Origin of the sequence: Pantoea sp. M_10 (assembly GCF_008631515.1) — a bacterium.
GTDB classification, from domain to species: Bacteria; Pseudomonadota; Gammaproteobacteria; order Enterobacterales; family Enterobacteriaceae; genus Pantoea; species Pantoea anthophila.
Genome location: NZ_VWUL01000006.1, coordinates 181,789 through 206,500 on the forward strand (window position 1 = coordinate 181,789; position 24,712 = coordinate 206,500).

Here is a 24,712-nt window from a genome sequence, read left to right on the forward strand (position 1 = left end):
AGGCGGAGAGGCGAAGGCGATTCGCCTCAGACGCAGGTATTACGACAGGGTTAACAACCAGTGAACATAGGACTGATAGTGGCTCTCCTGCTCCAGCAGCTCGCTGCGCAGCGGATGCGCTTCCAGCCAGCCAGCGGGCAGGGTCAGATGCAGGGCATCATCGTCCGCCTGGAGTCGTACCGCTGGCAGGGTGTCATCGCGGCGGCGGGTTGAGAAAATAATCGCCAGCCGCAGCAGACGGCACATCCGTTCCGCCAGACGCGGCGGCAGGGCGTTTTGCTGGGTCAGCAGCGCCAGATCGATGCTGCCGCTCTGGTTTTGCAGCAGGCAGGCCAGCAACTTCTTCTGCGCCGGTGTGAAGCCGGGCAGGTCCAGATGCCGCACCAGGTAAGCCGCATGCTGTGGCGCATGCCGGAAGTCGACGCTGAGGCCGATTTCGTGGATCGCACAGGCGCTGAGCAGCAGCTCACGACAGCGCTGATCCAGCTTCCACGAAGTGGAAACCTGACGGAAGAAGCTCTCCGCCAGCTGACGCACACGATCCGCCTGTTCAACATCAATGCTGAACCGGCGCTGGACGTTGTGAAGCGTGCGGGTGCGGATATCGCGGTCGACAGGCAAATGCAGCATGCCGTAGACCAGCCCTTCACGCAGCGCGCCGCCCGCCAGGGTCATGCTATCGATATTGAGCGTCTGGAAAATGGCGATCAGGATCGACAGGCCGCTGGGGAACACCAGCGCCCGTTCCAGCGTCAGCCCTTCGATTTCAAGCTCTTCCAGTTTGCCGCACTGGATTGCGCGCTGTTTAAGCTGCTGCAGCTTGCTCAGCGTGATGCGCTCATCCATGCCCTGCGCCACCATAATCTCCTGCAGCGCCTGCACCGTGCCGGACGCACCGACACAGGCCTGCCAGCCCTGCTGACGCAGCTGCGCGGCAACAGGCTGGATCATCTCACGGGCAGCCTGCTCCGCCTGGTCAAAATTCTCTTTTGCCAGATGACGATCGCTGAAGAAGCGCTCCAGCCAGGTGACACAGCCCATCGACAGACTGAACAACACCGACGCGTGCGAACCATCGCCGGTTGCCAGCTCGGTACTGCCGCCACCGATATCCACCACCAGACGCTGGTCGGAGCCGCCCGTGGTGTGAGCCACGCCCTGATAAATCAGGCGCGCCTCTTCTTCACCGCTGATGACGTTGATGGTGCAGCCAAGAATCTGCTGGGCGGTATCGAGGAAGGTCTGCGCATTCGCGGCCAGACGCAGCGTGGCGGTCGCCACCACGCGGATCTGATCGGGGGGAATATCCTGCAGTTGCTCAGAGAAGAGCCGGAGGCATTGCCAGCCACGCGCCATGGCTTCGGCTGACAACTGATTACTGGCATCCAGACCGGCGGCAAGGCGAACCTTGCGCTTAATTTTTGCCACGGTCTGAATACTGCCAGAGACCTCGCGCACCACCAACATATGAAAGCTGTTAGACCCTAAATCAATCGCTGCATAAAGTGACGACGCGCTGAGCATGGTGGCCTAACCTGAACGTTTACGGTTGTTGTTGCGTGGCGCACCGCGACGATTAGCGTTATTGCCTCCACGGCGTGGGCCATTGCCGGAACGGCTGCGCTGCAGACGCTTAGGCGGCGGTAAATCGGTTAACAGGGCTTCGCTGCTGTACTTGCTGACCGGAATGCTGTGGCCAATGTACTCTTCAATCGATGGCAGATTCAGCGCGTACTCTTCACAGGCCAGGCTGATAGAGTGTCCGCTGGCACCTGCACGACCGGTACGGCCAATGCGGTGAACGTAATCTTCACAGTCATCAGGCAGATCGTAGTTAAAGACGTGGGTGACCGCCGGGATGTGCAGACCACGGGCAGCAACGTCAGTCGCGACCAGAATATCCACGTCCCCTTTGGTGAAATCATCAAGAATGCGCAGGCGCTTCTTCTGTGCCACATCGCCGGTCAGCAGGCCAACGCGGTGACCATCAGCGGCCAGGTGGCCCCAGATATCTTCACAGCGGTGCTTGGTGTTTGCGAAGACAATGGCGCGATCCGGCCACTCTTCTTCCAGCAGGGTCTGCAGCAGGCGCATTTTCTCTTCGTTAGACGGATAGAAAAGCTCTTCCTGGATGCGATGGCCGGTTTTCTGTTCCGGTTCCACTTCCACATATTCCGCGCTGTTCATGTGCTCGAATGCCAGTTCACGAACGCGGTAAGAGAGCGTTGCCGAGAAGAGCATGCTCAGGCGCTGCGTGGCAGGCGGCATACGGCGGAACAGCCAGCGAATATCTTTAATAAAGCCGAGATCGAACATGCGATCGGCTTCGTCCAGCACCATGACCTGGATGGCACCGAGGTTAACGTGATTCTGCTTCGCGTAGTCGATCAGGCGACCGGTGGTGGCCACCAGAATATCTACGCCCTGCTCCAGCACTTTCAGCTGTTTATCATAACCGTCTCCGCCATAGGCGAGACCCAGTTTCAGGCCGGTCGAGGCGGTAAGGGGTTCGGCATCTGCATGAATCTGCACAGCAAGTTCACGCGTTGGCGCAAGAATAAGTGCCCGTGGCTGATTAACCTGACGACCTTCCGCCGCAGGATAAGAGAGAAGATGATGAAACGTTGACGTCAGAAACGCCATCGTTTTGCCGGTACCGGTTTGCGCCTGGCCTGCAACATCACGCCCTGAAAGCGTAAAAGGCAGAGCTAACGCCTGAATCGGCGTGCAGTATTGAAAGCCTTTACTATCAAGGGCTTCAACCACTTTAGGGTGCAGGGCGAAGTCGGAAAACTTCTGTTCAGTTAAGTGTGTTTTGCTCATAGTGTGGTAGAATATCAGCTTACTATCGCTTTACGAAAGCGTATCCGATGAAATAAAGTCAACCAACATTGGTATATATTACGCCAATTCGCCAGGCATAATCTTGTGGAGTAAAACATGAGCAGCGATAAAATCGTTCATCTGACTGATGACAGTTTCGACACCGACGTGCTGAAAGCCGACGGCGTTACACTGGTAGATTTCTGGGCTGAATGGTGTGGTCCTTGCAAAATGATCGCGCCAATCCTTGATGAAGTTGCAGAAGAGTATGATGGCAAGCTGACCATCGCTAAGCTGAATATTGACGATAACCCAGGCACGGCACCGAAGTATGGCATTCGTGGTATCCCGACGCTGCTGCTGTTCAAAAATGGCGAAGTCGCCGCGACCAAAGTGGGCGCGCTGTCTAAAGGCCAGCTGAAAGAGTTCCTGAACGCCAACCTGGCGTAATGCAGGACTGAATGTCTGGCAGTGGTGAATTTATCTCCTGCTGCTGGACGTTCGCTTTCAGGCGTGCTAATTTACTCACACTGCATTACGAACTTACCTTGTAGTTAGCATCTAAAGTTTTCCCTTGTTGAACCCATTCGCCCTGTACCTTATAAAGATAGAACGGTTCAGCAATCTTACGGTTAGCTCCAACTCTGGCATTACATTCGGACATCTCCCTGCATACCGATCGCCATTCCATTCGATGATCGTCGGGAAGAGCCGAAAAGAGCCATTAACGGCATGGATTAGTTGCCATACCATTCACGACAAACATTCCGAGTATTACCCCGAGTTTAAGAACCCATCACTATGAATCTTACCGAATTAAAGAATACGCCGGTTGCTGAGCTGATTACTCTCGGCGAAAATATGGGGCTGGAAAATCAGGCTCGCATGCGCAAGCAGGACATTATCTTTTCAATCCTGAAGCAGCACGCGAAGAGCGGCGAAGACATCTTCGGTGATGGCGTGCTGGAGATTCTTCAGGATGGATTTGGATTCCTCCGTTCCGGAGACAGCTCCTACCTCGCCGGCCCTGATGATATCTACGTTTCCCCCAGCCAAATCCGCCGCTTCAACCTCCGCACTGGTGACACCATCTCTGGCAAAATCCGTCCACCGAAAGAAGGTGAACGCTATTTTGCGCTGCTCAAAGTTAACGAAGTTAACTACGACAAGCCGGAAAACGCGCGTAATAAGATTCTGTTCGAAAACCTCACGCCGCTGCACGCCAACAAGCGTCTGCGTATGGAACGGGGTAATGGTTCAACGGAAGATTTAACGGCCCGCGTTCTGGACCTGGCGTCACCGATCGGTCGTGGTCAGCGTGGTCTGATTGTTGCACCGCCAAAAGCCGGTAAAACCATGCTGCTGCAGAACATCGCGCAGAGCCTGGCGTACAACTACCCGGACTGCGTGCTGATGGTCCTGCTGATCGATGAGCGTCCGGAAGAAGTGACCGAGATGCAGCGTCTGGTCAAAGGTGAAGTCATTGCCTCAACCTTCGATGAGCCGGCGTCACGCCACGTTCAGGTTGCGGAAATGGTCATCGAGAAAGCCAAGCGCCTGGTTGAGCACAAGAAAGATGTCATCATCCTGCTCGACTCCATCACCCGTCTGGCGCGTGCTTATAACACCGTGGTGCCGGCGTCAGGTAAAGTCCTGACCGGTGGTGTGGATGCCAACGCCCTGCATCGTCCAAAGCGTTTCTTTGGTGCTGCACGTAACGTGGAAGAGGGCGGCAGCCTGACCATCATCGCCACCGCGCTGGTTGATACCGGTTCGAAGATGGACGAAGTGATTTACGAAGAGTTCAAGGGTACCGGTAACATGGAACTGCACCTCGCCCGTAAAATCGCTGAAAAACGTGTCTTCCCGGCGATTGACTACAACCGCTCCGGTACACGTAAAGAAGAGCTGCTTACCTCTCAGGAAGAGCTGCAGAAGATGTGGATCCTGCGTAAGATCATTCACCCGATGGGCGAAATCGACGCCATGGAGTTCCTCATCAACAAACTGGCGATGACGAAAACCAACGATGAATTCTTCGACATGATGAAGCGTTCATAATCTGATACGGCCAGGCCGGACCACTGATTCGGCTTTTTTAATCCAGATTCGCAGAAAATCGCCCTTACGCCACGTCCCGACGTGGCGTTTTTCATTTGTGAGCTATAGGATTGAACACTGGCAGGAGCATTTATAATGACTGTGGTAGTGATGGCGAATTTTTGACCGTTCGTCTGTCTCTTGATGCAGAATTCGGAATCCGACACAGCGATAAACGCGCTTTTTCGCGTATTGTTGTGCGGGATGTTAGCTGAGAGCGTTTAACGTGAATTTACTCACTATGAGTACTGAGCTTGGTTTAATTTTTCTCTTTTCACTGGCTTTCCTCTTTTTTGCTCGAAAAGCAGCTAAAAAAATTGGTTTAGTTGATAAGCCTAACTCACGTAAACGCCATCATGGCGCGATTCCGTTGGTGGGCGGCATTTCCGTGTTCGCAGGGATCTGCTTCACGTTCGCGATTACCAACTACTATCTGCCACACGCGCTGCTCTATCTGGGCTGTGCCGGTGTGCTGGTGCTGGTCGGGGCGCTCGACGATCGCTTTGATATCAGCGTTAAAATCCGCGCGGTGGTGCAGGCGCTGGTCGCTGTCGTCATGATGGTGGGGGCAAAACTCTATCTGCTGAGTCTGGGCTTTATCGTCGGTCCGTTCGAGCTGATCGTGGGGCCCTTTGGCTATGTGCTGACGCTGTTTGCCGTCTGGGCCGCGATTAACGCCTTTAATATGGTGGATGGCATCGACGGTCTGCTGGGCGGCCTCTCCTCAGTGACCTTTGCCGCTATGGGCATCATCCTCTACTTCGACGGGCAGACCAGCCTGGCGATGTGGTGCTTTGCGATGATCGCCGCCACGCTGCCCTATATTCTGCTCAACCTGGGCTTTCTTGGCCGCCGCTTTAAAGTCTTTATGGGTGACGCCGGCAGCACCATGATCGGCTTCACCATCATCTGGATTCTGCTGGAAACCACCCAGGGTCTGAGTCACCCCATCACGCCGGTGACCGCCCTCTGGCTCATCGCCATTCCCCTGATGGATATGGTGGCAATCATGTATCGCCGTCTGCGCAAAGGCATGAGCCCGTTCTCGGCTGACCGTCAGCACATCCACCATCTGATTATGCGCGCCGGCTTCAGCTCGCGTCAGGCCTTTGTGCTGATTACCGTCGCGGCCGCGATTCTCGCCGGTATCGGGGTGCTGGGTGAATATCTGGCGTTTATCCCTGAGTGGGTGATGCTGCTGCTTTTCCTGGGCGCGTTCATGGTTTATGGCTACTGCCTGAAACATGCATGGCGCGTGGCGCGGCGTATCCGTCGCATCAAGCGCCGTCTGAGCCATCATCGCGAAGCAAAAAATAAATGAACCCGATGCTGATTAAAGGATATCTCTGCCATGCCTTCTGACGTTGTGGACAACGAACTGGATCTTCGCGGCTTAGGCTGCCGGTTATGGCGTGGCAAGCGCTGGATTGTGGGGCTGGCCCTGCTGTTTGCCCTGGTCGCCTGGCTGGCGACGCTGCTGCTGAAACAGGTCTGGAGCACCACGGCGATCACCGATCGTCCGACGGTAAATATGCTGGGCTCCTACTATGCACAGCAGCAGTTTCTGACCAACCTGGATGTGCGGAACAACGCGTTAACCCTGGCGGCACCCTCGCCAACGGTGATGGATGAGGTCTATCAGGAGTTCATCATGCAGCTCGCCTCGTGGGATACGCGTCGCGAGTTCTGGCAACAAACCGACTACTACAAGAGTCGTAAAACCGGCAACGCGCACAACGATGCCGCGCTGCTTGACGACATGATTGGCAACATTCTCTTCACCCCGGCGGACGCGGCACATAACCTGCCGGACAATGTCAGACTCAAAGCGGAAACCGCAGGCGACGCCAACAACCTGCTGCGTCAGTATATTGCCTACGCCAGCGAGCGTGCCGCACGTCATCTGAATGATGAGTTAAAAGGGGCCTGGCAGGCGCGCACCGATCAGTTGCAGGCGCAGGTAAAACGTCAGGAAGATGTGGCGAACGCCGTATTCCAGCGCCAGCAGCACCGTCTGGAGCAGGCGCTGAAGATCGCCAGTCAGCAGGGTATCAATGAGAAACAGACGCGCGAAGCGGGTGAAAATCTGGCGGACAGCGATCTCTTCCTGCTGGGCCAGCCCGTGCTGCAGGGACAGCTTGAAACCCTGCGTGCCACCGGTCCCAGCTTCGATATCAGCTATGATCAAAACAGAGCTATGCTGGCCACGCTGCAGACCGGACCCAGACTGAACAGCCAGTTCCAGACCTACCGTTATCTGCGTACGCCGGAAGAGCCGGTATCACGTGACAGCCCGCGACGTCTGTTCATGATGATTATGTGGGGTGCCGTTGGGGCATTAACCGGCGCGGGTGTGGCGCTGGCACGTCGTCCGCGTCTGATGTCAGACACGCATGATTGAGAGAAACAGTGTGAAAGTTCTGACCGTATTTGGTACTCGCCCCGAAGCGATAAAAATGGCCCCGCTGGTTCAGGCGCTGGCGCAGGATCCCGCGTTTGAATCACGGCTATGCGTTACCGCCCAGCATCGCGAAATGCTCGATCAGGTGCTGCGTCTGTTCAGACTGCAGCCGGACTACGATCTCAACATCATGCGGCCTGAGCAGGGGCTGACGGAGATCACCTGTCGCATCCTGGAGGGCATGAAAACCGTTCTGCTCGACTTCCGGCCCGACATCGTGCTGGTGCACGGCGACACGACCACCACGCTGGCGGCGAGTCTGGCCGCCTTTTATCATCAGATTCCGGTTGGCCATGTGGAAGCCGGGCTGCGCACCGGCGATCTCGCGTCGCCGTGGCCGGAAGAGGGCAACCGTAAGCTGACCGGCCATCTCGCCCGCCTGCATTTCACCCCGACCTCGCGCTCGCGACAGAATCTGCTGCAGGAAAATCTCGCCGACTCACGCATTATCGTGACCGGCAATACGGTTATTGACGCGCTGCTGTGGGTACGTGATCGGGTGCTGGATGACACCAATCTGAATGCGCAGCTGGCCGCGCGCTATCCGTTTCTCGATCCGGAGAAGAAACTGGTACTGGTCACCGGTCATCGTCGTGAAAGCTTTGGCGGCGGATTTGAACGGATCTGCAGCGCGCTGGCGCAGATTGCCCGCCAGCATCCGGAAGCGCAGATTGTCTATCCGGTGCACCTCAATCCCAATGTCAGCGAACCGGTTAACCGGATACTCAGCGGCATTGAAAATATCATTCTGATCGAACCGCAGGAGTATCTGCCTTTTGTCTGGCTGATGAACCGCGCCTGGTTAATCCTCACCGACTCCGGCGGTATCCAGGAAGAGGCGCCGTCGCTGGGTAAACCGGTGCTGGTGATGCGCGACACCACCGAGCGGCCGGAAGCGGTCGATGCCGGCACCGTGAAACTGGTGGGAACCGATGTCGCCACTATCGTGGCCAGCGTGAGCGAACTGCTGAGCGACGATGAGGCCTGGCAGGCGATGAGCCATGCCCATAATCCTTATGGCGATGGCAAAGCCTGCGGTCGTATTTTACAAGCCTTAAAAGATAACCGAGCCGAATTATGAGTTTTGAAACCATCTCCGTGATTGGACTGGGATACATTGGGCTGCCGACGGCAGCCGTTTTTGCCTCAAAGGGAAAAAAAGTGGTGGGCGTGGATATCAACGCGCGCGCCGTGGAAACCATCAACCGTGGCGCGATCCACATCGTGGAGCCCGATTTAGATCAGGTGGTACATGCTGCCGTCACGCGTGGCGACCTGCGTGCCACCACCCAGCCTGAGCCTGCGGACGCCTTTCTTATTGCCGTGCCGACCCCGTTCAAAGATGACCATCAGCCCGACCTGCGCTTTGTGAAAGCCGCCGCAGAGTCGATAGCTCCTGTGCTGAAGAAGGGCGATCTGGTGATTCTGGAGTCGACGTCGCCGGTTGGCAGCACGGAACAGATGGCCGACTGGCTGGCGGCGGCGCGTCCCGATCTGCGTTTCCCGCAGCTCGGTGAGACGCCCGATGTCTTCGTCGCCTACTGCCCGGAGCGCGTGCTGCCGGGTCAGGTGATGGTCGAACTGATCAATAACGACAGGGTCATCGGCGGCATGACACCCGCCTGTTCCGCCCGCGCCAGCGAGCTGTATCGCATTTTCCTGAAAGGCGAGTGTGTGGAAACCAACGCCCGCACCGCCGAGATGTGCAAGCTGACTGAGAACAGCTTCCGCGATGTGAACATCGCCTTTGCCAATGAGCTGTCGCTGATTTGCGCCGATCAGGGGATCAACGTCTGGGAGCTGATTGCGCTGGCGAATCGCCATCCGCGCGTCAACATTCTGCAGCCGGGGCCGGGCGTCGGGGGACACTGTATCGCCGTCGATCCCTGGTTCATCGTGGCGCAGAATCCCGAATTAGCCCGCCTGATCCGCACCGCGCGCGAGGTCAATGATGCCAAGCCGCAGTGGGTGCTGGACCAGGTAAAAACCGCGCTGGCGGAGTGCCTGACCCAGACCGGCAAGCGCGCCAGCGATATCACCATCGCCTGCTTCGGCCTGGCTTTTAAACCCAATATTGACGATCTGCGCGAAAGCCCGGCGGTGGGCGTGGCGCATAAGATTGCGGAGTGGCACAGCGGCACAACCTGGGTGGTTGAGCCTCACATTGCGCAGATCGCTGACGCGCTGGCAGGCAAAGCTGAGCTGGTCCCGGGCGAGCAGGCGCTGGCCCAGGCCGATATTCTGGTGATGCTGGTGGATCATCGCGCCTTCCGCGCCATCGATGCCGCTCAGGTACAGCAGCAATGGATTGTCGACACCAAAGGTGTGTGGCGATGAGGCGTTTTAGCGTTTAAATAACTGACATGTGCGGTTGCCTGGCGTAACGGCTGGCTGAGTGATGAGCAGCTGCGCGCCGCGGGTGACGCGTTGACGAAAACCGGCTACGGCCAATACCTGCTGGATTTATTACATGCCCGTCCACGTCAATATTAATCCCCTCAGCTGGGAGAGCGCATTCTTCGGTGTTGAGACGGTGCGGCTGGAGCTGCAAGGCGACACCCCACTGGAACAGGCGCTGCGCCATCCCTGTGCACTGATGCAGATGAAAGTCGCTGCGGGTGAAACGGCGCTGATCGATACGCTGCAGCAGAATCAGTTCCAGCTGGTGGAGGGCGAGGCCGATCTGACGCTGGCGATTGACCAGACGGAACGGCAGGCGGGCATTCGCATTGCGCGTGAGGCACAGATCCCCTCTCTGCGTGACGCCGCGTCGCAGCTCTTCAGTCAGAGCCGCTTTCGTGCGCCCTGGTATGCGCCGGACGCCAGCGGCCGCTTTTATGCGCAGTGGATTGAAAATGCGGTGCGCGGGGCGTTTGACGATCAGTGCCTGGTCGCCTGCGATGCCGCGGGTGGAGTGCAGGGCTTTGTTTCGCTGCGTGCGGTGGAGGGCGATGCCCGCATCGGCCTGCTCGGCGTCCTGCCCGACGCACAGGGACAGGGGCTGGGTCAGCGACTGATGCTGGCGGCGGCGGACTGGGCGCGGGTCAGGCAGCTCGCGCAGCTTCGGGTGGCGACTCAGCTCAGCAATCTTACGGCGATGCGCCTCTATTTACGCAGCGGTGCCCGGCTCGACAGCACCGCCTACTGGTTTTACAGGAAAGGTCATGATTCCATTTAATGCGCCGCCCGTGGTGGGCACAGAAATTGAGTATATGCAGTCGGCGATGAGCAGCGGCAAGCTGTGCGGCGACGGCGGCTTTACCCGCCGCTGCCAGCAGTGGATGGAGCAGCGTTTCGGCAGTAAAAAAGTGCTGCTGACCCCCTCCTGCACCGCTTCGCTGGAGATGGCGGCGCTGCTTATCGATCTGCAGCCTGGCGATGAAGTGATCATGCCGAGCTACACCTTTGTCTCTACCGCCAATGCCTTTGTGCTGCGCGGCGCGCGTATTGTCTTTGTCGATGTCCGCCCGGACACTATGAATATTGATGAGACCCTGATTGAAGCGGCCATCACAGAAAAAACCCGTGCCATTGTCCCGGTGCACTACGCAGGCGTCGCCTGTGAAATGGACACCATCATGGCGCTGGCGGCAAAACATAAGCTGTTTGTCATCGAAGATGCGGCGCAGGGTGTGATGTCACGCTACAAAGGCCGTGCGCTGGGTACCATCGGTCATATCGGCTGCTTCAGCTTTCATGAAACCAAGAACTACACGGCGGGTGGCGAAGGGGGGGCAACCCTGATTAACGACGCCAGTCTGGTCGAGCGCGCCGAAATCGTGCGGGAAAAGGGCACGAACCGCAGCCAGTTCTTCCGCGGTCAGGTCGATAAATACACCTGGCGCGATATGGGATCGAGCTTCCTGATGGCCGATCTGCAGGCGGCCTACCTCTGGGCACAGCTGGAAGCGGCTGAACGCATTAACCAGCAGCGTTTACGTATCTGGCAGCGTTACTATGAGGCGCTTCAGCCACTGGCGGCACAGGGGCGCATTGACCTGCCCGTGATCCCTGCCAGCTGCGAACATAATGCCCATATGTTCTACATCAAGCTGCGCGATCAGGATGATCGTCAGGCGCTGATTAACTGGATGAAGGAAGCCGAGATACTGACGGTGTTCCACTATATTCCGCTGCACAGTTCGCCTGCCGGTGAGCGTTTCTCGCAGTTTGTCGGGGAGGATCGCTTTACCACGGCGGAAAGCGAACGCCTGCTGCGCCTGCCGCTGTTTTATAACCTGTCAGATAATAATCAGAGCACGGTTATCAGCTCACTGCTGAGCTTCTTTTCCTGATGTCATTAGCCAGAGCCTCAGTGTGGACCGCGTCGTCCACGCTGGTAAAAATTGTGTCTGGTCTGCTGGTGGTGAAACTGCTGGCGGTCAGCTTCGGTCCTGAAGGTGTGGGGCAGGCGGGGAACTTTCGTCAGCTGATTACCGTGCTGGGTGTACTGGCCGGGGCGGGCATCTTCAACGGTGTCACCACGTATGTGGCGCAGTATCAGCAGCAGCCCGGCCAGCTGCGGGCGCTGGTGGGCACGGCATCGGCCATGGTGCTGGGCTTTTCCGGCGCGCTGACGCTGCTGTTTTTGCTGGCGGCGGCCCCGATCAGCACGGCGCTGTTTGGTCATGACCGCTATCAGGGCGTTATCCGCGTGGTCGCTTTCCTTCAGCTCGGCATCGCCTGGGCCAACTTTACGCTGGCGCTGCTGAAGGGGTATCGCGACGCGCGCGGCAATGCGCTGGCGCTGATCGCTGGCAGCCTGATTGGGGTTATTGGCTATCTGCTCTGCTGGTGGCTGGGTGGCTATCAGGGTGCACTGACCGGCCTGGCGCTGGTGCCGGCCCTGCTGCTGCTGCCGGCACTGGTGATGCTGAAACGCCGCGCGCCGCTGCCGCTGAGCTGGCTGCGTCCGCAATGGCATCCTGAGCTGGCGCGCAATCTGGCGAAATATACCCTGATGGCGCTGATCACGGCGGTAACCCTGCCGGTGGCCTGGGTGCTGATGCGTAACCTGCTGGCAGAGCAGCAGGGCTGGGCGCAGGTCGGGTTGTGGCAGGGCGTGACCAGCATTTCCGATGCCTATCTGCAGTTTATTACCGCCACCTTCAGCGTCTGGCTGCTGCCGACCCTGGCACGGCTCGATAACAAGCGCGACATCGCGCGGGAGATTGGCCGGGCGCTGCGCTTTGTGCTGCCTGCCGTGGCCATCGCCAGCCTGGCTGTCTGGGTGCTGCGCGATTTCGCCATCAGCCTGCTCTTCTCCGAAGCCTTTCGCGGGATGCGCGATCTCTTTGTCTGGCAACTGTGCGGCGATGTTTTTAAAGTTGGCGCCTATGTTTTCGGATATCTGGTTATCGCCAAAGCCTCGCTGCGCTTTTATGTTCTGACTGAGATCAGCCAGTTTCTGTTACTGACCCTGTTCTCACGCTGGCTGATCCCGTTACATGGCGCAACGGGGGCCGCACAGGCCTATATGCTGACCTACATGGCTTACTTTACCCTGTGTTGTGGCGCTTTTATTGTTTACTGTCGGAAAAAATGAGTTTAATTCACGTTCTGGGATCGGATATTCCCCACCACAACCTCACGGTGCTGCGCTTTTTTAACGACGTTCTCAGCGTTGAGCAGCCTGCGGCTTCGCCACGCCATTTTATGGTGGTGACCGGGCAGCCCGAGAGTCTGGCAACGTTCAGTGCGTTACAGATCGAGTGCTTCGCCAGCAAGAAAGCGCTGGCGCAGGCGGTAGTGCAGCGGGCAAAAAACCGTCAGCAGCGTTTCTTCTGTCACGGCCAGTTTAACCCGTGGATCTGGCTGGCACTGCTTAGCGGTAAGCTGCGCCGTTCACAGCTGTTCTGGCATGTCTGGGGAGCCGATCTTTATGAAGACTCACGCAGCCTGAAGTTCCGCCTGTTCTATCACATTCGCCGGTTAGCTCAGGGACGGATGGCACAGGTTTTTGCCACCCGTGGGGATCTGCACCACTATCAGCAGCGTCATCGCCGGGTGCCGGGATCACTGCTCTATTTCCCGACCCGAATGCCTGCCGCCGCCGTGCAGGCTGATCCGACGGAACCGTTCACGCTGCTGCTGGGCAACTCGGGGGATCCCAGTAACCGCCATATTGAAGGTTTAAAAGCGATTCACGCGCAGTTTGGTGCGCAGGTGCGTATTGAGGTGCCGCTGGGTTATCCGCCGGGCAATGAGGCTTATATCAGCCAGATTCAGGCCGCAGCGGATACGCTGTTCCCGCAGGGGCAGGTGAACCTTATACGTGAAAATATGGCGTTTGAAGCCTATCTGGCGCTGCTGGCGCGCTGCCACGTCGGCTATTTTATGTTTGAACGTCAGCAGGGGGTGGGCACACTCTGCCTGCTGATTCAGGCGAACGTGCCGTTTGTGCTGACCCGCAAAAATCCATTCTGGCGCGATGTGGCAGAGCAGCAGTTGCCGGTCCTGTTCAGCGAAGATACGCTGTCGCCTGCTGTTATCGCCGAGGCGCGTCGCCAGCTTATGACCTGTGATAAAGCGGCGATCGCCTTTTTCGCTCCCGGTTATCTGGCAGGCTGGCGGGCAGCGTTACAGCTCAGCGAAGGGGAAAAGTCATGAGTCTTATGCAGTTTGGCGGCCTGCTGGTGGTCTATCTGCTGTCGCTGGGTTTCATTCTTACCCTGACCTGGCGGGAGTTTAAGCGTGTCCGTTTTAACTTCCACCTCTTTTTCACGCTGCTGTTTTTACTGACCTTCTACTTCGGCTTTCCGCTGACCTCCCTGCTGGTGTTCCGGTTTCACGTTGAGGTGGTGCCGGTGGAAAACCTGCTGGAGGCGCTGCTCTCGGCCACGGCGTTTTATGCCATCTATTACGTCAGTTATAAGGTGCGGCTGAAACCGGCCAATGCACCGCCTGCAAAGCCCTGGCTGCAGATGAACCGGGTCGAAACCCACCTGACCTGTGTGATTCTGGCGCTGGTGGCGCTGGGCACCGTTACGGTGTTCTTTATTCACAACGGTTTTCTGCTGTTCCGCCTGACGGCCTATAACCAGATCTTTTCCAGCGAAGTGTCGGGCGTGGCGCTGAAGCGCTTCTTCTATTTCTTTATTCCGGCGATGCTGATCCCCTATTTTCTGCGTCCTACGCGTCGCAACTGGCTGCTGTTTCTGGTGGTGACGGTGGCCTTTGGCCTGCTGACCTACGCGCTGGTGGGCGGGACTCGCGCCAATATCATCATTGCGTTTGCGCTGTTCCTGTTTATCGGTATCACGCGCGGCTGGATCACCCTGTGGATGCTGGCAACGGCAGGGGTGATGGCTATCGCGGGAATGTTCTGGCTGGCGCTGCGCCGCTATAACCTGGACGTTATGGGCGATGAGGCGTTTTACACCTTCCTTTATCTGACGCGGGATACGTTCTCACCGTGGGAGAATCTGGCCCTGCTGCTGGATAACTACGCCAGGATAGAGTTTCAGGGGCTGGCACCGCTGTGGCGCGATTTCTACGTGTTTATTCCCACCTGGCTGTGGCCGGATCGGCCGCTGACCGTGCTGAACAGCGCGAACTACTTCACCTGGGAAGTGCTGGATAACCATTCGGGCCTGGCCATTTCTCCGACGCTGATCGGCTCGCTGGTGGTCATGGGCGGCGTCTGGGCGATTCCGATCGGTGCCGTGGCGGTGGGGATGATTATTAAAGCCTTCGATGCGATCTACCAGCGTGGCTGCCGTGAGGCCAACCGCTACAGCGGTGCTATCCTGCAAAGCTTCTGTTTTGGTGCGGTCTTTAACATGATCGTGCTGGCACGCGAAGGGCTGGATGCCTTCGGTTCACGCGTGGTGTTTTTCTGCATCATTTTTGCTGCCTGTCTGGGCCTGGCTAAATTACTTTTCTGGTTACTGGATCGCGCAGGTTTAATTCGCGACCGCAGTGGACGGGTGCTACACAGCCCGCTCTGATTAACCTCTGGGATTAACGGAAGATATGACACAGTTAACGGATACGCCGCAGTACCGGATCCGCGGCGTTGACCTGTATGGCTTCAAAAATATGTCGTCGGCGGTGAGCTTTCTGATGCCGCCGCAGAGCGTACGCAGCGGCATTCTGGTGGCGATCAATGCGGAGAAGATCCTGACCGCCGAGCGGGATGAGGGATTACGCACGCTGCTGGCGCAGGCGGAGTATGCCTATGCCGATGGCATCAGCATTGTGCGCTCGATCCGTAAAAAGTATCCGCAGGCGTCAGTGCAGCGTATTGCCGGCGCGGATTTATGGGAGGCGCTGATGGAACGTGCCGGGCGGGAAGGCACGCCGGTGTTTCTGGTCGGCGGTCGTCAGCAGGTGCTGGATGAGACCTGCGCGAAGCTGCGTCGTCAGTGGAATGTGAATATTGTCGGGGCGCAGGATGGCTATTTTGCGCCAGCGGATCAGGATGCCCTGTTTGCCCGGATTGCCGCCAGCGGCGCGAAGCTGGTGACCGTAGCCCTAGGATCGCCGCGTCAGGAGCTGCTGATGCTGGCGTGCCGTGCACACTGGCCGGATGCACTTTATATGGGGGTAGGGGGAACCTACGACGTCTTCACCGGCCATGTGAAGCGCGCGCCCAAAATCTGGCAGCGGCTGGGGCTGGAGTGGCTCTACCGTCTGATTCGGCAGCCGAGCCGCCTGCGCAGGCAGTTAAAACTGCTTAAATATTTGCGCTATCACTGGCGCGGCGATCTCTGATATCGCTGATAAATGCCGCATTTTTACGCACGGTGAGCACGGAAATGTACTATTTGTCGACGAAATGCACAAAGCGTAATCAAACGCGCCTTTTTATTTAAAAAGCACTAGACACGATGGGCGCTTATCTCTAGTATGCACATCCGCAACGGCGCTACGCGCCCGTAGCTCAGCTGGATAGAGCGCTGCCCTCCGGAGGCAGAGGTCTCAGGTTCGAATCCTGTCGGGCGCGCCATATCGTTTGTGCGCATGAGCTTCGGTGGTTGATTTACCGCGGTTGGCAGTAAAGATTTACATGCTGCAGGTCTTTGACTTGTAACATTAAGTACAGTGGTGGCTATAGCTCAGTTGGTAGAGCCCTGGATTGTGATTCCAGTTGTCGTGGGTTCGAGTCCCATTAGCCACCCCAGATTTTGCTGGGATACGCGAAGGTGGCGGAATTGGTAGACGCGCTAGCTTCAGGTGTTAGTGTCTTAACGGACGTGAGGGTTCAAGTCCCTCTCTTCGCACCAGGCAAAACAGTTAAAAAAATCGGCGAGTAGCGCAGCTTGGTAGCGCAACTGGTTTGGGACCAGTGGGTCGGAGGTTCGAATCCTCTCTCGCCGACCATTTTTAGAAACCTGTCTGAAAAGACAGGTTTTTTTTCGTCTGTAGAAAAGTGGGTGAGGACCTTTGCAGAAGGTTCAGGCAGGTACGGCGAGATAAGTTTGCTGTAAATCTGAGCCTGCGAAGGGAACACGGTCAGATCGAAAAGTCGCTTAAGCCATCCCTGGACGCTTTCCTCCTCTGCCCGTGTTACCTGTACGTTGAGCTTCTTCATTGCTGTAAACCCTCTGAAGCTTATGTCAGTACTTAATGCGTCTGCCAGACTTAAAGCGAAGGGAGCATACGCCTGTAGCAAAGCATAGCGGGCCAGGGATGGCCCGCGCTGAGCCTGCCATGGATGGCGTCTTTTGCGTCTTTGCGAAAGGCGTATGCTCCCTGAAGCCCGCACTGTGGTGAGAGCCGGCGTGCTCGTTAGCGTATTGTTTGATGCCAGATTACCCGCTTTGAGTGAGTCAGTTGTCAGAGAAGATTGCTTAAGCAGGATCGAAAGCGTCGTGAATTGCCGACAAATAAGTTATTGTTATTTATAGATTCATAAAGAGTCCGGGCTCGCTGTCTCCGTTAAGAGACAGCGAAAGTCCCTGCTGTCGCCGGATACCGACACTTACCCGCCATCTGCTCCGCTGGAGCACTCAGCATCTTCAATAACATAATGATTTAAAATAGTTTTTAAAATAACCTTCAAACTGGCACGGCTTGTGCAATACTCCTGCTGTAGATGCTCATTCCACCTCTTATGTCTGCTGATGCTGCATAAATCTGGGAATGATGCAGAGCCAATTTTAGGTACCTGTTGTCTGCCTGCCTGTATCGCGTAAGCCTTACAGGATTACCAGACACCACGTTGAGTCGGGTACCTCCCGGTTGTCTTACCGACCTGATCTTACACCTGCCACTGGCAGGTGTTTTTTTTGCCTGAGGAGAAGGAGCGGCAGATTGCGGGCACAAAAAAGCCGGGCGAGCCCGGCTTAGTTAGCTTTGCGCCTGTCAGGCACCAGGATTATTTTTCAGCGTCAGCAGTAAGCCTTCACGGCGCATCTTCGCGGCCTCTTCCGGACGATGCAGACGATCATACACATCCGCCAGCCACGCATAATCGAATGCGTCAGGACGCTGTGACAGCGCCTGCTGCAGAGCATCCGCTGCCTGCTGCCACTCTCCATGACGCATCAGCAACTGCCCCAGCGTGCTGTGCAGCAGCGGCGTTGCGCCATGCTGTTTGATCTGCTGACGTAGCGCCTTCTCAAGTGCTTCCGGATTGCCGCTTTTAATGCGGGGCATCAGCAGCACCAGACGATCGTCATAATGACGCTTGAGGCCTTCCAGCACGATCGACTGGGCGGTGTCATGATCGTTGCACTCAATCAGGTGATCCGCCATGGCGACCTGCAGCGTGGTATCCTGACGGGTCTTACGGCTCAGCGTATTCCACCAGCGCTTCAGACCGTCACTGCCCTGATCGGCCATCGCCTGATTCATCAGGCCCAGCCAGGCCTGCTGCTGCAACGCGTCGCGATGGAGGTCGTCGCCGACCTGCGCTTTCTGCATCGCAGGCAGAATATCCAGCAGCGCACTCCAGGCGCCAGTACGGACATAGGCCTGTTCAGCCAGACGCAGCACTTCAGGATGACGCGGTGCCACTTCCAGCAGACGATCGATGCTGTGACGTGCAGCGTGATCTTCATTGCGCGCCAGCTGAATACGTGCGCGGGCAATTTCTACCGGAATAGTATTGTTTTCGGACAGCTCTGCCGCGCGTTCAAGATGCTGATTGGCACGCACTTCATCACCGCGCTGCTGCGCGGCTTCCGCAGCCAGCAGGTAGTTTGCTACCGGCACATCCGCGTGATCGGCATCTTTAGAGAGCAGTTTTTCCGCCTGACGGTGGTCACCTTCCGCCAGCTTCATCAGCGCAGTCTGCGTATGACGCTGGGCGCGGCGGCGTTTACGTCCGGTAAACCAGCCACGGGTGCGTGCGCCGGTTCGCAGCACGCGACGCAGCAGCCACTCCACGGCCAGAATTACCAGCAGGCTGAGAATAAGGATAATCACCAGCCCGGTGACGCTGGTTTCGATATTCCAGTTATCAGTCTGAATCAGCACATAGCCCTGATGACCGGCAATCATCGGTCCCAGTACCACGCCCGCAATCAGCAGGATAAAGAGGATAAATACCTTAAGCATGCTTAGCCTCCCTGCTGAGTGGCAGCGGCAGAGGGCTGTGCTAACAGGTTCCGCACACGGGTCTGCATCAGCTGTTCCAGCAACGGCTGGCTTTCCAGCGTGTCAGGCAGATCCATATTGATGTTCTGCTGGCTCAGCTCATCCAGCTGGGCAAGGAAGGCTTTCGTTGCCGCATCGTTAGTGTCATACCAGGCGCGAACCCAGGCGGAGACGGTATCGATAGATTGTTTGTAAATCTCATCCTGATGACGCGGCACAGCCTGCGCTGCGATCAGCAGACGCGAGCGGATATTCTCACGCAGATAGACATCCTGATTCGGGGCCAGCAGCGGCTGGGCGGTATTATCGCGGCGGCGGATGGTAATAAAGTCATCCATAAAGTTGTGCCAGCTCTTCACCAGGTTCTGACGCCACTCGCGCACGGAACCCGACAGTTCGCCGCCATCGCTGTCCATCGGCGCATCATCGCTGTCGTTGTCTGCCAGACGCAGATTATCGACGTTGTTCGACAGCTGATTCAGCTTGAGGATCACGCCGTCATAATCGACCTGCGTGACGGAGGAGAGATTGCTGATGTCCTGGGTCAGGGCGCGACGCACGTTCATTACGCTGGGATCGTTCATGTCGGCCAGGCTGGCATCGGCGCTTTTCAGCAGCGCAGCGGCGGTCGTGACATCCTGATCGCTCCAGAGCTTGCGGCCAGCCAGTTTCACCAGATAATCGGCCTGGGCCAGCAACCAGCTGCGCACGTCATTGCCGGAAATCACGGCCATTTTTTCACGCAGGGTTTCCAGCTCTTTGGCTGACGCGTTCTGCTGGGCCTGTGCCGTCTGCAGTGCGGTTTCAGCGCCGCTCAGTTGCTGGGTCAGCTGCTGTTTGTCGCTGCTGGCCTGCTGCTGCAGCGCACTCAGCTGGTCACTCAGCTTCTGATTGGTTTGTGCCTGTAAATCAGCCTGATGTTTCCCGTAAAGGTATAAACCTGCACCCATCGCCAGCGCAATGACGATCGCCACTGCCCCCAGCGCCATGCCACCTTTATTCGCATTGCGCGGAGGCGTGTCGTTGCTGGAGAGAGAGCGGTCGACCGCTGGGGTGGTTTCTTCAACCATGGCGGAGGAGTCTTTTTGTTCCGTCATATGTGGCACATCCCATTGTTAAGTTCATCGTAACGCGCGCAGCAGCGCATCGTTATCGGCACCATCGGCTACCTGAATATCCTGCCAACCCAATTCTGCGGCCAGGGTAGCCAAACGTTCACTGACGACAATCAGTCGGCAGTTGAGCAGCCATTCCTCGCGATCGACTGCGGGGAACAGCGAAAAGAGCTGTTGTAACATTTCACCGCTGGTGACCACCAGTACCGAGACGCCGCGATCGCGCCAGCGGCGGCCTTCGACCGGTCCGTCGTAATGCTTCTGACAGCGCTGGTAACAGGCAGAAAACGTCACCTCAGCACCACGCCGGGTTAATGTCTCTGCCAGCAATTCGCGTCCGGGGTCGCCGCGCAGGATCAGCGCACGTTTACCGGCAATCTGCTGCAGCGTATTCAGCTGAATCAGTTCTTCACTGGTTTCATGAGCATGGGGCCATGTTACCTGCCGGCCGCTGGCGGTGTGAAACGCCAGCGCAGTGCTGCGACCAATTGCATAATAGTCCAGCTCGCCGGGCCATGCTTTGATCGCGTGCTGCGCGTAGTGAATAACCTGCTGAGAAAGAATGAAAACCAGGTCGCCCGGGCGGAGGGCGGCGAGCTTCTGAGACAGAAAGGGGAGGTCCGCGCCCGGTGCGAACTCGATTAGCGGCAGGCTCCACGCCTGCCTGCCAAGGGCATGCAGGCGTGACACCAGCTCTGCCGCGGCGGGTTCCGGGCGCGTCACCAGAATGGTCATGCCGGTGGCTGCCCCTGGTAAACGTCCTGCAGAATCTCACGGGCGCCACCGTCCAGCAGCTCGTCGGCCAGTGAAATGCCCATCTCGCGGGCCTGATCCCGCGGACCACGACGCTCGCCGCTGACCATCACATGACCATCCGGTGCACCGACCATGCCGCGCAGCCAGAGTTCATCGCCTTCCAGCACGGCGAAACTGCCGATAGGCACCTGACACCCCCCTTCGAGACGGGTATTCATGGCGCGTTCCGCTCTGACACAGACTTCCGTGTCGTCGTGATTCAGCGCCTGCAGCAGGCCGATCAGGGTGGTGTCATCCAGACGGCATTCAATACCGACTGCGCCCTGGCCCACGGCGGGTAAGGAGACTTCAGCAGGCAGGGCCTGACGAATACGATCTTCCAGCCCCAGACGTTTCAGCCCGGCAACGGCGAGAATAATCGCGTCATATTCACCGGCATCCAGTTTGCTCAGACGGGTGCCCACATTGCCCCGCAGCGAGCGGATCACCAGATCCGGGCGACGAGCGCTAATCTGGCACTGACGACGCAGGCTGGAGGTGCCGACAATAGCACCCTGAGGCAGCGCGTCCAGGCTGTCATAATGATGAGAAACGAACGCATCGCGCGGATCGTCGCGCTCGCAGATGGTTACGAGGCCCAGACCTTCAGGGAAATCGACCGGCACATCTTTCATTGAGTGCACCGCCATATCGGCCCGGCCATCCAGCATCGCCAGTTCCAGCTCTTTGACAAACAGCCCTTTACCGCCGACTTTCGCCAGCGGCGTATCAAGAATAATGTCACCCTTGGTGACCATCGGCACCAGTTCAACGCGCAGTCCCGGATGGGCGCTCATCAGGCGTTGCTGTACATAATGTGCCTGCCATAATGCGAGCGGGCTTTGTCTTGTAGCAATTCTGAAAATTTTGTCTAACATGCTGTTAACCATTTTTATCGTTCACTGAATATCCTATCATCTCTGGGTGAATACTGTCAGTTTCAACGGATTGAAAACGGCCTGTGAGCGGTTTCAGGCCCGGTTTATCAAGCCATCACGTTGGAACCAGTGCTGAAAAGGCGGGAAGCTGGTAAGAACGTGCTAAACTGTTAAGTAGCGCAACTTTCTTTACGGTCAATCTGCCGGGTGTTAGATTGATCACGTTTCCAGCAATTATCTGCCCACTTTTTTACTTTTATAAGCGGCAGAGCGGGGAAACAGGGTGCTTAAACACTGGGACAATCAGGCGAAACGTCTTGTACCTCTACATTGAGACACTGAAACAGAGACTGGATGCAATCAACCAGCTGCGCGTTGATCGTGCGCTGGCTGCCATGGGACCCGCTTTTCAGCGCGTCTACAGTCTGCTGCCAACCTTATTACATTATCAACATCCGCAGATGCCGGGTTACCTTGAAGGTAACGTTCCACATGGCATCAGCTTTTTCACGCCTGATGAAAACCAGCGTCAGCTGCTGGCCGATCTCACCGGTGACAGCGACCTGCGCCATGCCGATGCGCCGAAAGGCGAAATGCCGATCACGGCGATCTACTCCATGGGCAGCACCTCCTCTGTCGGGCAGAACAGCGTCTCAGATCTCGATATCTGGGTCTGCCATCAATCCTGGCTGGATAATGAAGAGCGCCTGAATCTGCAGCGCAAATGCACGCTGCTGCAGAAGTGGTGCGTCTCGATGGGCGTGGAAGTGAGCTTCTTCCTGATCGACGAGAACCGCTTCCGTCACAACGAAAGCGGCAGTCTGGGCGGTGAAGATTGTGGCTCAACGCAACACATTCTCCTGCTGGATGAGTTTTACCGCACCGCGGTGCGTATGGCGGGTAAACGCCTCCTGTGGAATATGGTGCCGGGCGAAGAGGAGCATCACTACGACGATTACGTGATGTCGCTCTATGCCAAAGGGGTGCTGACGCCTAACGAGTGGCTCGATCTGGGCGGCCTTGGCACCCTGTCGGCGGAAGAGTATTTCGGTGCCAGCCTGTGGCAGCTCTATAAGAGTATCGATTCGCCCTATAAAGCGGTGCTGAAGACCCTGCTGCTGGAAGCCTACAGCTGGGAATATCCGAACACCCAGCTGCTGGCGATGGACATTAAACAGCGTCTGCACGATGGCGAAATCATCTGCTTCGGGCTGGACCCTTACTGCATGATGCTGGAGCGCGTGACGCACTATCTGACCAGCATCGACGATCAGCCGCGTCTCGACCTGGTGCGGCGCTGTTTCTATCTCAAAGTGTGCGAAAAGCTCAGCACGGACGACCATCCGCAGCGCAGCGGCTGGCGTCGCGAAATTTTATCGCAGCTGGTGAAAGAGTGGGGCTGGAACGACGAGAAGCTCGCTATCCTGGATAACCGCGCCGGGTGGAAAATCGAGCGCGTGCGTGAAGCCCACAATGAACTGCTGGATGCGATGATGCAGAGCTATCGCAACCTGATCCGCTTTGCCCGCCGTAACAATTTAAGCGTGAGCGCCAGCCCGCAGGATATCGGCGTGCTGACCCGTAAATTGTATGCCGCCTTTGAGGCGCTGCCGGGCAAAGTGACGCTGGTGAACCCGCAGATTTCACCCGATCTCTCTGAGCCGAACCTGACCTTTATTCATGTGCCGCCTGGCCGTGCCAACCGCTCCGGCTGGTATCTCTATAATCAGGCGCCGGATATGGATTCGATCATCAGCCATCAGCCGCTGGAATATAACCGCTATCTGAACAAGCTGGTGGCGTGGGCGTGGTTTAATGGCCTGCTGACCCGCAAAACACGGCTGCATATCAAAGGCAATGACACCTGCGATCTGGCGCGCCTGCAGGAGCTGGTTAACGACGTCTCCAGCCACTTCCCGCTGCGCCTGCCTGCGCCGACGCCCAAAGCGCTCTACAGCCCGTGCGAAATTCGGCACCTGGCGATTATCGTGAATCTTGAGCACGACCCGACGGCGGCCTTCCGCAATCAGGTGGTGCATTTTGACTTCCGCAAACTCGATGTCTTCAGCTTCGGTCAGCAGCAGCAGTGCCTGATTGGCAGCATTGACCTGCTCTACCGTAACTCCTGGAATGAGGTGCGAACCCTGCACTTCAGCGGTGAACAGGCGATGATCGAGGGACTGAAAACCATTCTGGGCAAGATGCACCAGGATGCCGCACCGCCAGATACGGTAGAAGTCTTCTGCTACAGCCAGCATCTGCGCGGTCTGATTCGCACGCGCGTTCAGCAGCTGGTGTCCGAGTGCATTGAGCTGCGCCTTTCCAGCACGCGTCAGGAGCCTGGCCGCTTCAAGGCGCTGCGTATGGCTGGCCAGACCTGGGGACTCTTCTTTGAACGCATGAGCGTCTCCGTGCAGAAGCTGGAAAACGCGGTGGAGTTTTATGGCGCGATCTCCAATAACAAGCTGCACGGGCTGTCGATCAAAGTCGAAACCAACCAGACGCCGCTGCCGCCGGTGGTCAACGGCTATGCCAGCGAAGGCATTATTCAGTTCTTTTTCGAGAACACGACGGACGACCAGGGCTTCAATATCTATATCCTGGATGAGTCCAACCGGGTTGAGGTTTACCATCACTGCGAAGGCAGCAAAGAGGAGCTGGTGCGCGACGTCAGCCGGTTCTACTCCTCCTCGCACGATCGCTTTACCTACGGGTCGAGCTTCATCAACTTTAACCTGCCGCAGTTCTACCAGATAGTGAACACCGGCGAGCGTTTTCAGGTGATACCGTTCCGCAGTCAGACGCTGACCCAGCTCTGCACCAGCCAGCCTGACAACGACAACAGCGACTATCAGCCACGCTATCAGGTGCACTGATGCCAACCGGCTGCCTGCGCTCAGCAGGTGGCCGCGCGCTTCCTGACCGCTTATCAGGTTCACGCTATTTGCGGGGATTTCCTGTTGCTTTTCCACCTTCAACTGCGATGATAAGCATCC

Annotated in this window: 19 protein-coding genes, 4 tRNA genes and 1 pseudogene; 18 read left to right on the plus strand and 6 right to left on the minus strand. The window is 57.2% G+C overall.

Going from position 1 to position 24,712, the window contains the following annotated elements; genetic code table 11:
• Nucleotides 1–39: 39 nt before the first annotated feature.
• Entirely contained in the window at nucleotides 40–1,524 is a 1,485-nt protein-coding gene (gene gppA / locus F3I47_RS17055; protein WP_046100947.1) for a guanosine-5'-triphosphate,3'-diphosphate diphosphatase, read from the minus strand.
• Between the two features lie 6 nt (nucleotides 1,525–1,530).
• Nucleotides 1,531–2,823: an ATP-dependent RNA helicase RhlB gene (gene rhlB, locus F3I47_RS17060; RefSeq protein WP_009088417.1), complete on the minus strand. Its 1,293-nt coding sequence runs from the start codon at nucleotides 2,821–2,823 to the stop codon at nucleotides 1,531–1,533.
• A gap of 117 nt (nucleotides 2,824–2,940) precedes the next feature.
• On the opposite strand from rhlB, the gene trxA reads away from it, so the two are divergent.
• From trxA to F3I47_RS17145, 17 genes and pseudogenes are all read left to right on the plus strand, one after another.
• Entirely contained in the window at nucleotides 2,941–3,273 is a 333-nt protein-coding gene (gene trxA / locus F3I47_RS17065) for a thioredoxin TrxA (protein ID WP_003851963.1), read from the plus strand.
• Between the two features lie 351 nt (nucleotides 3,274–3,624).
• Nucleotides 3,625–4,884, plus strand: coding sequence for a transcription termination factor Rho (gene rho / locus F3I47_RS17070; RefSeq protein WP_003851960.1), 1,260 nt, complete (start codon nucleotides 3,625–3,627; stop codon nucleotides 4,882–4,884).
• A gap of 280 nt (nucleotides 4,885–5,164) precedes the next feature.
• Complete coding sequence (gene wecA, locus F3I47_RS17075) at nucleotides 5,165–6,244, plus strand: UDP-N-acetylglucosamine--undecaprenyl-phosphate N-acetylglucosaminephosphotransferase (RefSeq protein ID WP_033736131.1); 1,080 nt, start codon at nucleotides 5,165–5,167, stop codon at nucleotides 6,242–6,244.
• A gap of 30 nt (nucleotides 6,245–6,274) precedes the next feature.
• Nucleotides 6,275–7,324: an ECA polysaccharide chain length modulation protein gene (wzzE, locus tag F3I47_RS17080; RefSeq protein ID WP_009088421.1), complete on the plus strand. Its 1,050-nt coding sequence runs from the start codon at nucleotides 6,275–6,277 to the stop codon at nucleotides 7,322–7,324.
• 10 nt (nucleotides 7,325–7,334) lie between these two features.
• Nucleotides 7,335–8,465, plus strand: a complete 1,131-nt coding sequence (gene wecB / locus F3I47_RS17085) for a non-hydrolyzing UDP-N-acetylglucosamine 2-epimerase (RefSeq protein WP_009088424.1) — start codon at nucleotides 7,335–7,337, stop codon at nucleotides 8,463–8,465.
• Complete coding sequence (gene wecC, locus F3I47_RS17090) at nucleotides 8,462–9,721, plus strand: UDP-N-acetyl-D-mannosamine dehydrogenase (RefSeq protein ID WP_150029909.1); 1,260 nt, start codon at nucleotides 8,462–8,464, stop codon at nucleotides 9,719–9,721. The genes wecB and wecC overlap by 4 nt, the downstream gene beginning before the upstream one ends.
• 33 nt (nucleotides 9,722–9,754) lie before the next feature.
• Nucleotides 9,755–9,877 (plus strand): annotated as a pseudogene (locus F3I47_RS17095) (glucose-1-phosphate thymidylyltransferase 2 RmlA2); the annotation flags it as partial.
• Nucleotides 9,855–10,562, plus strand: coding sequence for a dTDP-4-amino-4,6-dideoxy-D-galactose acyltransferase (gene rffC, locus F3I47_RS17100; protein ID WP_150029908.1), 708 nt, complete (start codon nucleotides 9,855–9,857; stop codon nucleotides 10,560–10,562). The pseudogene F3I47_RS17095 and the gene rffC, both read left to right, overlap by 23 nt.
• Nucleotides 10,549–11,679: a dTDP-4-amino-4,6-dideoxygalactose transaminase gene (gene rffA, locus F3I47_RS17105; RefSeq protein ID WP_009088429.1), complete on the plus strand. Its 1,131-nt coding sequence runs from the start codon at nucleotides 10,549–10,551 to the stop codon at nucleotides 11,677–11,679. Before rffC ends, rffA begins: the two co-directional genes overlap by 14 nt.
• Entirely contained in the window at nucleotides 11,679–12,929 is a 1,251-nt protein-coding gene (gene wzxE, locus F3I47_RS17110) for a lipid III flippase WzxE (RefSeq protein WP_150029907.1), read from the plus strand. Before rffA ends, wzxE begins: the two co-directional genes overlap by 1 nt.
• Nucleotides 12,926–13,993 (plus strand): TDP-N-acetylfucosamine:lipid II N-acetylfucosaminyltransferase, encoded by a 1,068-nt coding sequence (locus tag F3I47_RS17115; RefSeq protein WP_150041186.1) that lies wholly within the window; start codon nucleotides 12,926–12,928, stop codon nucleotides 13,991–13,993. The genes wzxE and F3I47_RS17115 overlap by 4 nt, the downstream gene beginning before the upstream one ends.
• On the plus strand, nucleotides 13,990–15,333 hold the full coding sequence (wzyE, locus tag F3I47_RS17120; RefSeq protein ID WP_058958101.1) for an ECA oligosaccharide polymerase: 1,344 nt from the start codon (nucleotides 13,990–13,992) through the stop codon (nucleotides 15,331–15,333). Before F3I47_RS17115 ends, wzyE begins: the two co-directional genes overlap by 4 nt.
• A gap of 25 nt (nucleotides 15,334–15,358) precedes the next feature.
• Nucleotides 15,359–16,099, plus strand: a complete 741-nt coding sequence (wecG, locus tag F3I47_RS17125; RefSeq protein WP_150029906.1) for a lipopolysaccharide N-acetylmannosaminouronosyltransferase — start codon at nucleotides 15,359–15,361, stop codon at nucleotides 16,097–16,099.
• 158 nt (nucleotides 16,100–16,257) lie between these two features.
• Nucleotides 16,258–16,334: transfer RNA gene (locus F3I47_RS17130), tRNA-Arg, on the plus strand.
• 98 nt (nucleotides 16,335–16,432) lie between these two features.
• A tRNA-His gene (locus F3I47_RS17135) sits at nucleotides 16,433–16,508 on the plus strand.
• A 16-nt stretch (nucleotides 16,509–16,524) separates the two neighbouring features.
• Nucleotides 16,525–16,611: transfer RNA gene (locus F3I47_RS17140), tRNA-Leu, on the plus strand.
• A gap of 20 nt (nucleotides 16,612–16,631) precedes the next feature.
• Nucleotides 16,632–16,708, plus strand: a tRNA-Pro gene (locus F3I47_RS17145).
• A gap of 984 nt (nucleotides 16,709–17,692) precedes the next feature.
• On the opposite strand, the gene hemY is transcribed toward F3I47_RS17145, so the two are convergent.
• From hemY to hemC, 4 genes are read right to left on the minus strand one after another with little or no spacing between them, the layout of a single operon-like run.
• Entirely contained in the window at nucleotides 17,693–18,889 is a 1,197-nt protein-coding gene (gene hemY / locus F3I47_RS17150; RefSeq protein WP_150029905.1) for a protoheme IX biogenesis protein HemY, read from the minus strand.
• Between the two features lie 2 nt (nucleotides 18,890–18,891).
• Nucleotides 18,892–20,025, minus strand: coding sequence for a uroporphyrinogen-III C-methyltransferase (gene hemX, locus F3I47_RS17155; protein ID WP_009088438.1), 1,134 nt, complete (start codon nucleotides 20,023–20,025; stop codon nucleotides 18,892–18,894).
• 24 nt (nucleotides 20,026–20,049) lie between these two features.
• Complete coding sequence (gene hemD / locus F3I47_RS17160; protein WP_150029904.1) at nucleotides 20,050–20,778, minus strand: uroporphyrinogen-III synthase; 729 nt, start codon at nucleotides 20,776–20,778, stop codon at nucleotides 20,050–20,052.
• Complete coding sequence (hemC, locus tag F3I47_RS17165) at nucleotides 20,775–21,716, minus strand: hydroxymethylbilane synthase (protein ID WP_111208493.1); 942 nt, start codon at nucleotides 21,714–21,716, stop codon at nucleotides 20,775–20,777. The genes hemD and hemC overlap by 4 nt, the downstream gene beginning before the upstream one ends.
• Before the next feature lie 317 nt (nucleotides 21,717–22,033).
• Between hemC and F3I47_RS17170 the strand changes: the two genes are divergently transcribed.
• On the plus strand, nucleotides 22,034–24,592 hold the full coding sequence (locus F3I47_RS17170) for a class I adenylate cyclase (protein ID WP_009088443.1): 2,559 nt from the start codon (nucleotides 22,034–22,036) through the stop codon (nucleotides 24,590–24,592).
• Nucleotides 24,593–24,712 lie beyond the last annotated feature (120 nt).